The organism is Nesterenkonia sp. HG001, from assembly GCF_034438835.1.
GTDB classification, from domain to species: domain Bacteria; phylum Actinomycetota; class Actinomycetes; order Actinomycetales; family Micrococcaceae; genus Nesterenkonia; species Nesterenkonia xinjiangensis.
In genome coordinates this window covers 293642-306936 of the sequence record NZ_JAOSZD010000003.1, presented here as the reverse complement: position 1 = coordinate 306936, position 13295 = coordinate 293642, and the positions used below count along the sequence as shown (strand labels likewise).

The window sequence follows — 13295 nt, the reverse complement described above, 5'->3', positions numbered from 1 at the left end:
CCCCAGCGACCTCGCGTCGGTCACCCGCCAGCACACGCCATCTTCAGGAGGTCACATGCCGACCAGGTTGACCCGCCGCAGCTTCATGTCCGCCGCCACCGCCGCCTCCGGCATGGCCGCCCTGACCGCTCTGAGCGGATGCGCTACTCCGCCTGCCCGGGCTTCCCGCCTTCCGCGCCAGCTGGTCTGGTCCACCTACGGCGTCGGCACCGGCACGTACAACGATCTCGCCGCCGTGGCGAACACGCTCACCGGCCATATGGGCGTGCAGGTGCGCCTGATGACCTCCGACACCGGAATCGGTCGCCTGGCGCCGGTCATCAACGGGACGGCCCAGTACGCCAGGGCAGGAGACGAGTACTACTACGCCTTCGAGGGGGACGATGAGTTCGCCTCAGAGCAGTGGGGACCCCAGCCGATCCGGCAGGTGTGGTCACCGCCGGGGAACTACGGCGTCCTGGTGCTTGCCGACAGTGGGATCGAGACCGTCAGTGATCTTGAGGGGGCGCGATACCCGCGGCTGGTCGCGAGCACCTCCATGAACCGCAAGCTGGAGGCGATCCTGAACTACGGCGGTCTGACCGGAAGCGATGTGGTGCCGGTGGATCTCACCTACGGCGAGCAGATCGACGCGCTGCGCACCGGACACCTCGATGCGCTGTACCAGAACGTCGTCGGCTCCAACATCGAGGAGCTCGCCTCACAGCACGAGGTGAGATGGCTGGACCTCGGTGGAGACGACTCCTCTCGCTATGAGACCTGGGAGGAGCTGGCCCCCATGGTTCGGCCCGGGGAGTTCACCGGGGCAGGCATGGAGGACGGGGAGACGGCGGTCAACATGGAGTACTCCATCCCGCTCACGACCCTGGCGGACCGTCCCGCCGAGGAGGTCTCGGAGCTGGTCCGCGGCATCGACGAGCACTTCGAGCATTTCCGTGACGCCACGCCGGATGCGGAGAGCTTCGGCCCGGAGAACGTGCTCCTGGACCCGCTCGTGGTGCCCTTCCATGAGGGCTCCGTCGAATACTTCCGAGACATCGGCCGCTGGACCGAGGATCTCCAGCGGCGCAACCAGGCGCTGCTGGACCGCGAGGGCCTGCTCACCGACGCGTGGCCCAGTTTCTGGGAGCGCCACGCAGGCGACGACGATGTTGCCCGTCGCTGGAAGGACTGGAAGCGCGAGAACCTGCCGGCCCTCCCGGAGGTCCAGGACATCGACGAGGGAGGCCAGGCATGACCACCACGAATCTCGACAGCCGTGCCGTGGACGAGTCGCAGCGGGAGGCGGGCGCGCTGGATGCGCGCAGCGTCCTCAGCGCCGTGCGTCGCAACCCGCGGCTGACGCCCCCGTGGACCGTCGTCGTGACCCTGCTGACCCTGGCCGGAATCCTGCTGACCATGAACCAGGTGTTCTTCTGGAACGTCGGAGGCCTCGCGGTCCTGACCAACGCGTTCCTCTACCTGCTGATCGCCTGCTTCCTGCCCATCGTCTTCATCCTCTGGCCCGCCCGTGCAGCACGCCCGGCCCAGACCGGATCAGAGTCGGAGGCCAGGGCGGGCGTGCCCTGGTACGACGTCATCGTGCTGGGCGTCTTCGCCGCCTGCTGCCTGTGGTTCGCCTATCACGGTGTCGACATCCACGAGTACGGGTGGGAGTTCGTGGCCCCGACGACGGCCACCGTCCTGAGCTTCGTGCTCTGGGGGATCGTCCTGGAGGCCCTGCGCCGAGCGGCCGGATGGATCGTCGCCGTGCTGGCCCTCGCGTTCTCCCTCTACCCGCTGGTCGCTGAGGGGATCCCCGTCGGCATCCTTCAAGGCATCGCCTACGACCTGCCGACCATCGCGCAGATCCACGCCATGGGGGCCGAGAGCATCCTGGGACTGCCGCTGCAGACGGCAGGCTCCATACTCGTGGGATTCCTGCTGTTCGGCGTCGTGCTGCAGCACACCGGCGGCGCTGACTTCTTCCATGGGCTCTCCATGGCGCTCTTCGGCCGCTACCGCGGTGGATCGGCGAAGGTGACGGTGGCCAGCTCCGCGGCCATGGGTATGATGAGCGGCTCTGCCGTCTCGAACGTCCTCACCACCGGGCCGATGACCATCCCGGCGATGAAGCGCGCCGGGTTCAGCGCACGCATGGCTGGAGGCATCGAGGCCACCGCCTCCTCAGGCGGGTCCATCACCCCGCCGATCATGGGCACCGCTGCCTTCCTCATGGTGTCCTTCGTGGGGGTCCCCTACACGGAGATCCTGATCGCCGCTTCCATCCCGGCGCTGCTGTACTTCTTCGGGATCTTCCTGCAGATCGACGGCTACGCCGCCCAGCAGGGGCTGACGGGCACCCCGCGGAACCTGCTGCCACGCCTGGGAGCATCGCTGCTGGCCGGCTGGCCGTACCTGGGTGCGCTCGGACTGCTCACTCTGATGCTGTTCACCTCCGGCTCCGAGTCCCAGGTGCCTTACTGGGTGGTGGGCGTGCTCCTGATCATCGCCCTCATCAAGCCCGGGCTGAGCTTCGGACCTCGCGAATGGCTGGCGATGGTCCTCGACGTCGGCAAGACGCTGGCCCAGATCATCGCCATCATCGCCGGCGTCGGATTGTTCCTCGGAGGTCTCTCCGCCACCGGAGTGGCTCTCTCGCTCTCCCGTGACCTGGTGGCCGTGGTCGGTGACAACCTGCTGCTGATCCTCATCGCCAGCGCTGTGGTCTGCTTCATCCTGGGCATGGGGCTCACGATCTCCGCCGCGTACGTGTTCCTGGCCATCGTCATGGTCCCCGCGGTCACCGCCCTGGGGGTGGACCCCATCGCGGCCCACCTGTTCGTCATTTACTGGGCCTCCGTCTCCTACATCACGCCTCCGGTGGGGCTCGCCGCGTTCGCCGCGGCGGGGATCGCCCGGTCCAGCCCCATGGCCACCTGCATCTCTGCGATGAAGCTCGGCGCGGTGAAATACGTGGTCCCGTTCGGCTTCGTGCTGAACCCGGCACTGGTGGCTCAGGCAGGCTTCGTGGACGTCGCCCTGGCCCTGCTGGCCAGCTTGGTGGCCGTCTACGCCATCGCCTGCGCGATCGGCGGATGGCTGGTCGGGGTCGAGCGCCGGATCAGCCTGCCGGTGCGGCTGCTGCTGGGCGCGGGCGGGTTCATGCTCTTCCTGAGTGACAGTGCGCTCGCCCTTCCGGGACTCGCCGTCGTCGTCGGGGTCGTCACGGTGGCGCACCTCCGCCGCCGGCAGGACCAACTGACCCCGCCGGCCGGCCAGAACCCTGAGGCCGACCAGAACCCCGAAGACGACACGCCTCGCCACGGTGGGCCCGAGACCTTCACGGAAGGAGCACGATGACTTCGCAGCACACTGACGTCGACACCAGGGAGCAGAGGGAATCATCCATGGATCACCAGAGCAGGCCCGATGAGCCCCGCCGCGGCGGCGCCCTGACGCTGAGAATCGACGGCGGGATCGGCACCATCACCGTGGACCGCCCCGAGGTGCGCAACGCTCTCGACAGCGACGTGCTGGCTCAGCTGGCGGACGCGCTGGAGGAGCTTCGGTGGGACGACTCCGTCCGGACCATCATCTTCACCGGTGCCGGGGACAAGGCCTTCGTCGCCGGCGCCGACATCAGGGAGCTTGCCCGCCGTGTGCCGGAGGACGGTCTGCGCGCGGCGATGCAGCGCCTCTATGACGCGGTGGAGGCCGTCGAGAAGCCGACGATCGCCGCCGTCAACGGCTACGCGTTCGGGGGCGGTCTCGAGCTCGCCCTCGCCTGCGACATCCGGGTGGCCTCCACTGCGGCCCGCTTCGCCCTTCCCGAGACGGGACTGGGGATCATTCCGGCCGCGGGAGGCACCCAGCGGCTGGCTCGTCTCATCGGCGCCGGCCGCGCCACCGAGATGATCCTCACCGGGCGGCGGCTGGACGCGGACCAGGCCCTGCAAGCGGGCCTGGTGACCGGCGTCGTCGCTCCGGAGGCGCTGCTGGACGAGGCCCGCAGCGTGGCGGAGCAGATCATGGCCCGGGGTCCGCTCGCCGTCCAGCTGGCCACCACGATCATCCGGCACGGCCTCGACGCCGACGCCGCCACCGGCATGCTTCTGGAGCGGCTCGCCCAGTCCGTGCTCTACAGCACCGGGGAACGTGCCGAAGGCACCTCCGCCTTCCAGGAGAAGCGTCGCCCGGACTACACCACGCATCACGTGGTGCAGCCAGCACGACCGGCCTCGAAGGGCCGAGAAGACCGAGGAGGAGACCAGACGTGAGAGCACAGACCCAAAAGAGCAGCACCGAGGAGAGCACGACGCCGGCCGACGCCGCAGGGATCCAGGCGGTCACCGTGGTGGGGGCCGGCACCATGGGGTCCCAGATCGCGGCGGTCGCCGCGCTGGCCGGCTTCCGCACGCACCTGGTCGACATCGCTCAGGAGCAGCTCGACGCCGCCGCCGAGCAGCTCCGCGGACGCTTCGACCGCGATGTCGAGAAGGGGAGGCGCTCCCGGGCGCAGGTCTCCGCGGCCTGGGAGCGGCTCGGGACCACGACGGACCGCGATGCCGCCGCGGCCGCGAGCGACATCGTCATCGAGGCCGCCGTGGAGGACCTGACGATCAAGCGCCGCATCTTCAGCGAACTGGACGCCGTCTGTGGCCCCGGCACCATCCTGGCGACGAACTCCTCCAACATCGTCTCCTCCCGGGTGGCTGATGCCGTGGAGCACCCCGAGAGGGTCTGCAACCTGCACTTCTTCAACCCCGCGCTGGTGATGGAGTGTGTGGAGCTGGTCCCGCACCCGCAGACGTCGCCGGAGACCATGGAGCGCGCCGCCGCGTTCACGCGGGCCCTGGGCAAGACGCTGGTGACGCTGCGGAAGGAGATCCCCGGCTTCGTCGCGAACCGGCTGCTGAACGCCATCCGTCAGGAGGCGCTGAGCCTGCTGGACCAGGGTGTGGCCGACTTCGAGGACATCGACGCCGCGGCACGCACCGCACTGCGCCACCCCATGGGCCCCTTCGAGCTCATGGACCTGGTGGGCGTCGATGTGGTGCACATGATCCGGCAGGCGGAGTACGAACAGACAGGAGACCCTGAGAGCCTGCCCCACCCGATGATCACCGAGCTCTATGAAGCCGGCCGGTACGGCAGGAAGAGCGGCCGCGGCTGGTACAGCTACCCATGAGCCCTCACGGCTGCGTGCTGGGGGGTCCCTCCGCGCGGGGGTCGGGGAACATCGCCTCGGCGATCTCGATGACGGCGCGCAGGGCGGGGTTGTCGTCCGCGTGACGCCAGATCATCCGCACTTCGAGTGGGCGGTCCTCCGAGGTGATGGAGGAGAACGCGACGCCGTCCGAGGAGACGTTGTCACGCACGGAGTCGAGGCTGATCCCGCACCCCATCTGGGCGCCGACGAGCACCACCTGGGTCCAGGAGTCGGGGGCGGTCTGGACCACCCGAGGGACGAAGCCTGCGGCCATGGCGAGGGAGTTCAGGCGGTTCTGCAGCGCGGCCCCCACGCCCCCCGGAAGGGTGATCCACGGTTCATCGGAGAGGTCCTTCATGTCCACCGCGGACTGGGAGGCCAGCGGGTGCGAGGCCGGCAGGACGACCATCACCTCCTCCAGGGCGATGACGGCAGAGTCGACCTCGGCGGGCAGGAAGTCCCACCGGCCGATCACCAGGTCCAGGGAGCCGTCCAGCACCCGCTCCAGCCCCAGGTGGGAGAACTGGGAGCTGTAGAGCTCCAGCATCAGCCCGGGTCGGGCTGCGCGGACCTGCCGCGCCAGCTCGCCGACCTTCCTGTTGATAGAGGCCCCGGCGAAACCCACCCGGACCCGGCCGGTCTCCCCGGTGAGTGCATTGCGCACCGCCTGCTCGGCCTCCTCCGAGGCCTCGACGAGCCTGCGGGCTGGCTCGAGGAGGGCCCGGCCGGCAGAGGACAGGGCCACATGGCGGGTGCTGCGCTCGAAGAGCTCGGTCCCCAGTGACCGCTCGAGCTGTTTGATGAGCCGGCTCAGCGGCGGTTGAGCCATCTTCAGCCGGGACGCCGCCCGGCCGAAGTGCAGCTCCTCGGCGACTGTGAGGAACGCCCGCGCCTGATGGACCTCCATGGTCCCTCCTCCTGGTCGCCGAGACCACGATTATTGCGGCATTGGTATGAGAGGTGCGAAGAATTTGTCTTGGACAAAGCATAATCGGCGTGATTGTGTGGTGCAAAACACAGAACTCCGAGGACCGGGAGACACGATGACACTCTCTGCTGAAGACATCGAGGCGGGCGCACATGACTCGGGTCAGCATGATCCGCGCCAGCCGGAGCCGTCGAGCTGGCCGATGTCACAGTCCACGCCGACAGGGCCGCTCGCGGGTGTCGTCATCGCCGACTTCTCCCGAGTGCTGGCCGGGCCGTACTGCACCATGCTGCTGGCCGACATGGGTGCGACCGTCATCAAGGTGGAGGGTCCCGGCGGGGATGACACTCGTCAGTGGATTCCGCCGCACCGCGACGGCGTCAGCACCTACTACCTGGCCGTGAACCGGAACAAGCACTCCCTCGTCCTGGACCTCAAGGACGCCGAGGATCTGCGCACCGCCCAGGAGCTCCTCTCCGCCGCAGACGTGTTCGTGGAGAACTTCAAGCCCGGCGGCCTGGAGAAGTTCGGCCTCGACGCCGAGACCGTGGCCCGGCGCTGGCCCGAGCTGGTCCACGTGAGCATCACTGGCTTCGGCACGGAGGGCGGACGGACGATGCCCGGCTACGACCTCCTCGCCCAGGGGGTCTCCGGATTCATGTCTGTCACCGGAGATCCCGAGGGCAGCCCTCAGCGTGCCGGAGTGGCGATGTTCGACGTCATCACCGGGCTCCATGCCGCGGTGGGCATCCTCGGGGCGCTCCGCGAGCGGGAGGTGTCAGGGGTGGGTCAGCATCTCGCGCTCGACCTGCTGTCATCGGCGCTCTCCGGGCTGGTCAACCAGACCACCGGCTATGTCGCCTGCGGAAACGTGCCGCGCAGGCTCGGAAACGACCATCCCAGCCTCTACCCCTACGGGCCGTTCCCCGCGAAGGACCGTGAACTGATCGTCTGCATCGGCAACGACCGACAGTTCTCCCGGCTGGTCTCCCGACTGGGGCTCCCTGAGCTCGCAGCCGACCCCCGATTCGCGACGATGGAGGCCCGGAACCGCCACCGTGACGAGCTGCGTCCCCAGCTCGTCAAGGCGCTCGCCGAGGGGACCGCCCAGGAGTGGTTCGATGCTCTCCAGGCAGAGGGTGTGCCGTGCTCGCCGATCCTCGGCATCGACGAAGGTGTCGAATTCGCGGCCTCCCTGGGCCTGGAACCCGTGGTCGAGACCGGACGCGGCGACGCTGCGGTGCCCACGATCAGACACCCGGTGAGCTACAGCCGGACCCCCGCGAGCTACCCCAAGCAGCCGCCCACGCTGGGGGAGGACCACGAGTCAGTCCTGGCCTGGCTGGCCGAACGGCGGGAGCAGCACGGGCATGCTCCGGAGAACCCCGGGCTTCCTGGGAAGCCTGCGGGAGAGTCGTGACGCGACCTGGCAGAGCGTTCGTCTGCCCGATGCCGCTGCGGTGGTCGGACCAGGACCTCAACGCCCACGTGAACAATGCAAAGGTCGTCACCCTGTTCGAGGAGGCGCGGCTCCAGGCCTCGGCCGTGTGGTTCCGCCAGGCGCCTCAGGGTCCTCGCCTGGTGCGGTCCCTGACTGTGGACTACCTGCACCCCCTGCTCTATGGGGAGGCGACGACCGCCCACGTCTGGATCTCGCGGATCGGGCGTACCTCGTTCGTGGTCCACCATGACCTTCTTCAGCGCGGGCAGGCGTGTGCCACGGGCCGCTCCGTGATGGTCCATGTCGACGCCGAGACCGGTCAGCCGACGCCGATCGGCCCCGAGATGCGGGAGGCGCTCGCTGCCGCGCTGATCCCTGACGAGAATTCCGCCGACGACGGCGCGACGTCCCCGACCCCCGCAGCAGGGTGACCGCACACCGAAGGAGCTTCCTCTATGACTGACACCATGACTCAGCGCAGCGCGATCGATGTCCCGGCCGCTCTGGACTTCTTCGATCTCGATCGTGACTTCGCGACCGAGGAGCTCGCCCTCCGCGACAGGGTCCGGGATTTCGGGCTGCGGGAGATCGCCCCGGTGATCGACGAGCACTGGGAGCGGGCCGAGTTCCCGGTCTCGGTGCTTCCCGGCCTGGCCGACCTCGGGGTGGTCGGAGGATTCATCCAGGGTCACGGATGCCCGGGGCTCTCCCGCCGGGCGGCCGGCCTCGTCGCGCGCGAGATGGGACGCATCGACGGCTCCGTGAACACCTTCCTCGGCGTCCATTCCTCCTTGTGCATGGGCAGCATCTACATGCTCGGCAACCAGGAGCAGCACGACCGGTGGCTGCCCTTGATGGCCCGGCTGGAACGTACCGGGGCGTTCGCTCTCACTGAGCCCGCGCACGGCTCGGACTCGGTGTCCCTGGAGACCCGTGCTCGGCGTGAGGGGGGTGGCTGGCTGTTGAACGGACACAAACGCTGGATCGGCAACGGGCACGCCGCCGACGTCGTCGTGGTCTACGCCAGGGACGAGGGGGATGGTCAGGTCAAGGCCTTCGTGGTCGAGCGGCAGGAGGACGGCAGCTGGCCCTCCGGCTATCGGCCGGAGGTCATCACGGGCAAGATCGGCAAGCGTGCCATCAACCAGGCCGACATCGTCATCGAGGATCTGCGCGTGCCGGAGGAGAACCGCCTGGAGCACTGTGAGGACTTCTCGGGGGTGAACCGGGTGCTCGCCGCGACGCGCGGCGGCGCTTCCTGGGAGGCTCTCGGGCACGGGATGGCGGCCTTCGAGATCGCTGCCCGCTACGCCCAGGAGCGTGAGCAGTTCGGGGGGCCGATCGGGGGGTACCAGCTGGTCCAGGAGAAGCTTGCCACCATGCTCTCCGACTTGGTCTCCATACAGCTGATGTGCCTGCGCATGGCCGACCTGGCGGAGGACGGCCGGCTGACCGGCCCGCAGGCCTCGCTGGTGAAGATGACGACGTCGCGCAAGGCGTTGAGCATGTGCCGGACGGCCCGCGACATCCTCGCGGGCAACGGGCTCCTGCTCGAGAATGAGATCGCCCGGCACCTGACCGACATGGAAGTGGTCTCCACCTATGAGGGGACCGACTCCATGCAGGCGCTGATCGTCGGACGCGAGATCACTGGGCTCTCCGCCTTCACTCGCTCCCGGCGATGAGCGACGTCAGGGTATTCCCATGTCATCACGGGTTGAGTATTGTCTGGACTACAGAACCGGTCATCCGAATCTCATTCCGGGCCGACGGAGCCGTTCTTGACCAGCGAGGAGAATTCCATGGCAGACCCCACGACGTCACAGGAGCCGAACCCGCAGGGCAACGAACCGCAGGAGATCGGCAACTGGGCAGATCTGGGCCAGGAGATGTGGGCCTATCTGACCGGACGCGGTGCCGCGGTGAACTATGAGCTCGTGGACATGACGGTCGAGGTGCCCCGGGACATCGGCCCGGACGCCCCTCGTGCCATCTGGAAGTTCAACGGGACTCTGCGCGTCACCACCAGTGATGACGAGAATCGCTGAACCGGCCGCACCGGGACAGGTGATGTGATGCATCTCGACATAGACATCAGCTTCAGCTGCCGCGAGGTCGATCAAGACGGCGTCGAAAGCAGCTCGCTCAGCGGCACGGTGACCGCCGACGGCACTCACGTGCAGGTCCACACCGATGCGCCCGGACTGCTGGAGAAGCCGACCCCCGGGGCCGTGCGGATGCTGAAGGCCTTCGCCGATGAGCTGGCCGAGATGGGTGTCTCGGCCACCATCTCCGGTCCGGACGGTGAGCTTCTGAGCATCGGGGACGTCGATGCCCCCGTGCTGCAGCGCGTGGTGACCAGATCCAGGCACATCCGCCTGGGTTCCTTGACCGCCGCGGCGAAGAGCATGCTCTCCAGCCCGCCGACCGGCAGCGCATCGCCGGCGATGCTGCCCCCGGCGACCCCGTGGCCGCCGGTCCCCACGTTCAGCCGGAGGATCCGGCGACGCGTGACCACCACCCACAGCGCCCCCGGTTCCGGCCGTCCCCGGCTCGTGATGGTCAAGGACGACGGTTCCGGCCCCGGCCCCCTGATGGAGTTCAACCTCGTCGGTGACAGGACCGTCATCGGCAGCGACGAGACCTGTGACCTGCGGCTGGCCGGGCTCGAGCCCTTTCATGCCGAAGTCATCCATGATGAGTTCGACGAGTACCTGCTCTCGCGTCGTGGCGCCGCCGGCGGCAGTGTGAGCGGGTCCCACGGAGCTCCGGTGACTCTTCGCACGGGGTCGAGGATCGATATGGGCCCCTGGCGTCTGGTGTACATCCGGGCGGAGTTCGCTGATCACGGGCGTCCGTTCGGTGGACGTCAGGGTGGCGAGCTCGCCTATCAGAGGCCTCAGTACAACCCCTACACGCATCGGGTCGAGAACAGGAACTGAACCTGCCCGCATGTGCCTCGGCCGCTGACGTGCACGGCACGCTCAGCGGCCGAGGTGTGTGACCATCAGTTCGTCGATCTCCGTGGCAGTGCGAGCTGTGCCGTCGTCGTCAAGGGACGAATACCTGGTGGAGGTGCGTTGGCCGGTGGGCCGATAGCCCAGACGCTCGTAGAGCCGCCGGGCCGAGGGATTGCCCTCCCCCACGTGCAGCTGGAGGACCAGCTCCTCCTCGCCCTCCTGGGAGCCGCGGTGCCGCACGGCCGCCTCGGCGGCAGCCAGCAGCGCGGTGCCGATGCCCTGCACGCGCCGTGCTTCCACGACGTGCAGGTTCCGCACCTCGGGCGGCCAGGTCCAGCACAGCTCCAGCGAGCCCACCAGGGTCTCGCCGTCGAGCGCGACGAGCCCGGTGCCGATTCCGTTGGTTCTCTGTCGCAGCAGATACGGTCCCATGCTCGGTGCGTCCGGGCGGGCGGCCAGGAACGCGGGGAGGTCGTCTCCGCGCACCTCGCGGACGAGTATCTCGGCGGACGTGTCGGGGACTCCCATATCGGCATGCTGTCACGTTCTGACCATGACTGCCTCCTCGGCCGCCTGGAGTTCGCCTGAGTCTCACCTGTCAATTTCCTGACATTTCCACAGATTCCAACACGCATAAACGTGTGATCCATGTTACATTTGGCGATAAATCGGTCTAATGAGACGTGCATCACACGCATTGCGGGTGTTCCCGGCTTCGCTGTCGGGGTCCATCCCACCCCGTTGGAGAGGAGTCCGGAATGTCCATCACCCACGAATCCCCTGAGGTGCAAGGGGTCTCTCGCCGTTCGCTGCTGATCACCGGGGGCGGAGCCGGTCTGCTGACCCTGTCGCTGGCCGCCTGCGGTGCCGATGCCGACACCGGCACCGACGGTGACACCGACTACTCCACTCCTCCCGAAGGTCGCCCCAAGGAAGCCCCGATGCTCACTGAGATGGTCGAGAACGGCGAGCTGCCTCCGTTGGAGGAGAGGCTGCCGATCGAGGCGGACCGGCTCGTCGTCGAGGCCCCGGAGTTCGGTGTCTACGGGGGCATCTATCAGGGGGCGGTGCTGGGTCAGGGTGATGACCCCTGGCTTGAGCGGATGATCGCCTTCGAGCCGATGCTGCGGGTGGACGCCAGCCTGGCCGAGAGCGGACTTCCGGGGACGTTCAAGGACATCGAGATGAACGACGCCGGCGACGAGTACACCATCCACATGCGGCAGGGCATGCGCTGGTCGGACGGTGAGCCCGTGACCTCCGACGACGTCATGTTCGCCCTCGAGGACGTCTACTTCAACGAGGAGCTCAACGCGAACCCGCCCGGCTGGCTCGCCGTGGACAACGAGCCCTGCGTGGCCGAGCGGATCGACGACTACACCGTCAGGCTCACCTACCCCGAGCCGAAGGGCGGCGTCATCGAGGAAGCCTCCCGCTCGGCCACCTGGTGGGCCACCAACCTGCTGTTCTTCCCCAAGCACTACCTCGAGGACTTCCTGCCCCACCTCAACGACGGGGCCGAGGAGCTCGCCGACGAGGCCGGCTTCGGCTCCTGGATCGACCACTGGGAGGACCGCCTCCACTGGTGGAACAACCCGGAGAAGCCCGTCCTCTACGCCTGGGTTGTCACCAACCAGCTCAACGAGGGCAACGTGGTGGTCGCCGAGCGCAACCCCTACTACTGGAAGGTCGACAGCGACGGCGCCCAGCTGCCCTTCATCGACCGGCTGGAGTTCGAGGTCGTCCAGGAGGAGGAGGTCATGCTGCTCAAGGCGGTCAACGGAGAGCTGGACTTCCACTCCCGGCACTTCAATCAGGACGCCAACCGACCTGTGCTCGCCGAGGCGCGGGAGGAGGGCGGCTTCGACTTCGTGACGGTGGAGTCCACCGCCATGAACCGGATGATCATCGCGCTGAACCTCAACCACAGTGATGAGGAGCTGCGCGAGGTCTTCCAGAACAAGGACTTCCGGATCGGTCTGTCGCATGCGATCGACCGGCAGGAGATCATCGACACCGTCTACCAACGGCAGGGGGAGCCCTGGCAGGCCGCCCCGCACCCCGACTCCGAGTTCTACGACGAGGAGTTCGCCACCCAGTACACCGAATTCGACGTCGACCTGGCCGAGCAGCACCTCGACGACGCCGGCCTCACCGAGCGCGACTCCGACGGCTTCCGCCTCCTCCCGAGCGGCGAGCGGCTGCGGTTCACCATCGACGTCACCACGTTGTTCCCGGAGTGGACCTCCGCCGCAGACATGGTCACCCGGTTCTGGGAGGACGTGGGAGTCGACGCCCGGGTGAACACGCTCGAGCGGACCCTCTTCTACGACCGCAAGACTCCTGAGGCCAACGAGTTCGACGCCAGCATCTGGGCCGGAGACGGCGGGCTGCATGTGGAGATGCTCGAGCCGCGCTGGTACTTCCCGAACGGGAACGAGTCGAACTATGCGGTGCGGTGGGCGGACTGGTACGAGAGCCGCGGCGAGGGGGATTCGGCGGAGGAGCCTCCGGAGGCCACCAAACGTCAGATGGAGCTGGCCAGGGAGATCCCCCTGGAGCCGGATGAGGAGGAGCAGAAAGAGATCTTCCGGGAGATCCTCGAGATCGCCAAGGAGGAGTTCTACGCGATCGGCATCGCGCTGCCGACTGACGGCTACGGCATCGTGAAGAACGATCTGCGCAACGTCGTCGAGAGCTTCCCCGACTCCTGGCTGCACCTCACCCCGGGGCCGGTGGACATCCCGACCTGGTTCTTCGACCGCTGAGCGCCAG

12 protein-coding genes are annotated in these 13295 nt (G+C 67.9%); 10 read left to right on the top strand and 2 right to left on the bottom strand.

What is annotated here, in order from left to right; translation table 11 throughout:
- Positions 1–55: 55 nt before the first annotated feature.
- Genes ODE13_RS06860 through ODE13_RS06845 form a run of 4 tightly spaced genes read left to right on the top strand, consistent with a single transcriptional unit; the run spans position 56 to position 5170 of the window.
- Positions 56–1237, top strand: a complete 1182-nt coding sequence (locus tag ODE13_RS06860) for a TAXI family TRAP transporter solute-binding subunit (RefSeq protein ID WP_322478599.1) — start codon at positions 56–58, stop codon at positions 1235–1237.
- Complete coding sequence (locus ODE13_RS06855; protein ID WP_322478598.1) at positions 1234–3342, top strand: TRAP transporter permease; 2109 nt, start codon at positions 1234–1236, stop codon at positions 3340–3342. The genes ODE13_RS06860 and ODE13_RS06855 overlap by 4 nt, the downstream gene beginning before the upstream one ends.
- On the top strand, positions 3339–4259 hold the full coding sequence (locus ODE13_RS06850; protein ID WP_322478597.1) for an enoyl-CoA hydratase/isomerase family protein: 921 nt from the start codon (positions 3339–3341) through the stop codon (positions 4257–4259). Before ODE13_RS06855 ends, ODE13_RS06850 begins: the two co-directional genes overlap by 4 nt.
- Positions 4256–5170: a 3-hydroxyacyl-CoA dehydrogenase family protein gene (locus ODE13_RS06845; RefSeq protein WP_322478596.1), complete on the top strand. Its 915-nt coding sequence runs from the start codon at positions 4256–4258 to the stop codon at positions 5168–5170. Before ODE13_RS06850 ends, ODE13_RS06845 begins: the two co-directional genes overlap by 4 nt.
- A gap of 4 nt (positions 5171–5174) precedes the next feature.
- Here the strand turns inward: ODE13_RS06845 and ODE13_RS06840 are convergent, their stop codons facing one another.
- Positions 5175–6098 (bottom strand): LysR substrate-binding domain-containing protein, encoded by a 924-nt coding sequence (locus tag ODE13_RS06840; protein ID WP_322478595.1) that lies wholly within the window; start codon positions 6096–6098, stop codon positions 5175–5177.
- A 136-nt stretch (positions 6099–6234) separates the two neighbouring features.
- On the opposite strand from ODE13_RS06840, the gene ODE13_RS06835 reads away from it, so the two are divergent.
- The 5 genes from ODE13_RS06835 to ODE13_RS06815 all read left to right on the top strand — a co-directional run bounded on the left by ODE13_RS06835 (position 6235) and on the right by ODE13_RS06815 (position 10502).
- Positions 6235–7539, top strand: a complete 1305-nt coding sequence (locus ODE13_RS06835) for a CoA transferase (RefSeq protein ID WP_322478594.1) — start codon at positions 6235–6237, stop codon at positions 7537–7539.
- Positions 7536–7991: a thioesterase family protein gene (locus ODE13_RS06830; protein WP_322478593.1), complete on the top strand. Its 456-nt coding sequence runs from the start codon at positions 7536–7538 to the stop codon at positions 7989–7991. The genes ODE13_RS06835 and ODE13_RS06830 overlap by 4 nt, the downstream gene beginning before the upstream one ends.
- 24 nt (positions 7992–8015) lie before the next feature.
- Positions 8016–9245, top strand: coding sequence for an acyl-CoA dehydrogenase family protein (locus ODE13_RS06825; protein WP_322478592.1), 1230 nt, complete (start codon positions 8016–8018; stop codon positions 9243–9245).
- A gap of 117 nt (positions 9246–9362) precedes the next feature.
- Positions 9363–9608, top strand: a complete 246-nt coding sequence (locus tag ODE13_RS06820; RefSeq protein ID WP_322478591.1) for a hypothetical protein — start codon at positions 9363–9365, stop codon at positions 9606–9608.
- Positions 9609–9635: 27 nt separating this feature from the next.
- Positions 9636–10502 (top strand): FHA domain-containing protein, encoded by an 867-nt coding sequence (locus ODE13_RS06815; RefSeq protein ID WP_322478590.1) that lies wholly within the window; start codon positions 9636–9638, stop codon positions 10500–10502.
- Positions 10503–10544: 42 nt separating this feature from the next.
- Here the strand turns inward: ODE13_RS06815 and ODE13_RS06810 are convergent, their stop codons facing one another.
- On the bottom strand, positions 10545–11048 hold the full coding sequence (locus ODE13_RS06810) for a GNAT family N-acetyltransferase (RefSeq protein WP_322478589.1): 504 nt from the start codon (positions 11046–11048) through the stop codon (positions 10545–10547).
- A gap of 230 nt (positions 11049–11278) precedes the next feature.
- Here ODE13_RS06810 and ODE13_RS06805 point away from each other — a divergent pair, with 230 nt between their 5' ends.
- Positions 11279–13288, top strand: a complete 2010-nt coding sequence (locus ODE13_RS06805; protein ID WP_322478588.1) for an ABC transporter substrate-binding protein — start codon at positions 11279–11281, stop codon at positions 13286–13288.
- Positions 13289–13295 lie beyond the last annotated feature (7 nt).

Excerpts from the sequence above, each read along its gene's own strand:
- ODE13_RS06810 (WP_322478589.1), bottom strand. The coding sequence starts at position 11,048 with ATGGGAGTCCCCGACACGTCCGCCGAGATACTCGTCCGCGAGGTGCGC.
- ODE13_RS06820 (WP_322478591.1), top strand. The coding sequence starts at position 9,363 with ATGGCAGACCCCACGACGTCACAGGAGCCGAACCCGCAGGGCAACGAA.
- ODE13_RS06860 (WP_322478599.1), top strand. The coding sequence starts at position 56 with ATGCCGACCAGGTTGACCCGCCGCAGCTTCATGTCCGCCGCCACCGCC.
- ODE13_RS06815 (WP_322478590.1), top strand. The coding sequence starts at position 9,636 with ATGCATCTCGACATAGACATCAGCTTCAGCTGCCGCGAGGTCGATCAA.
- ODE13_RS06855 (WP_322478598.1), top strand. The coding sequence starts at position 1,234 with ATGACCACCACGAATCTCGACAGCCGTGCCGTGGACGAGTCGCAGCGG.
- ODE13_RS06825 (WP_322478592.1), top strand. The coding sequence starts at position 8,016 with ATGACTGACACCATGACTCAGCGCAGCGCGATCGATGTCCCGGCCGCT.
- ODE13_RS06840 (WP_322478595.1), bottom strand. The coding sequence starts at position 6,098 with ATGGAGGTCCATCAGGCGCGGGCGTTCCTCACAGTCGCCGAGGAGCTG.
- ODE13_RS06850 (WP_322478597.1), top strand. The coding sequence starts at position 3,339 with ATGACTTCGCAGCACACTGACGTCGACACCAGGGAGCAGAGGGAATCA.
- ODE13_RS06835 (WP_322478594.1), top strand. The coding sequence starts at position 6,235 with ATGACACTCTCTGCTGAAGACATCGAGGCGGGCGCACATGACTCGGGT.
- ODE13_RS06805 (WP_322478588.1), top strand. The coding sequence starts at position 11,279 with ATGTCCATCACCCACGAATCCCCTGAGGTGCAAGGGGTCTCTCGCCGT.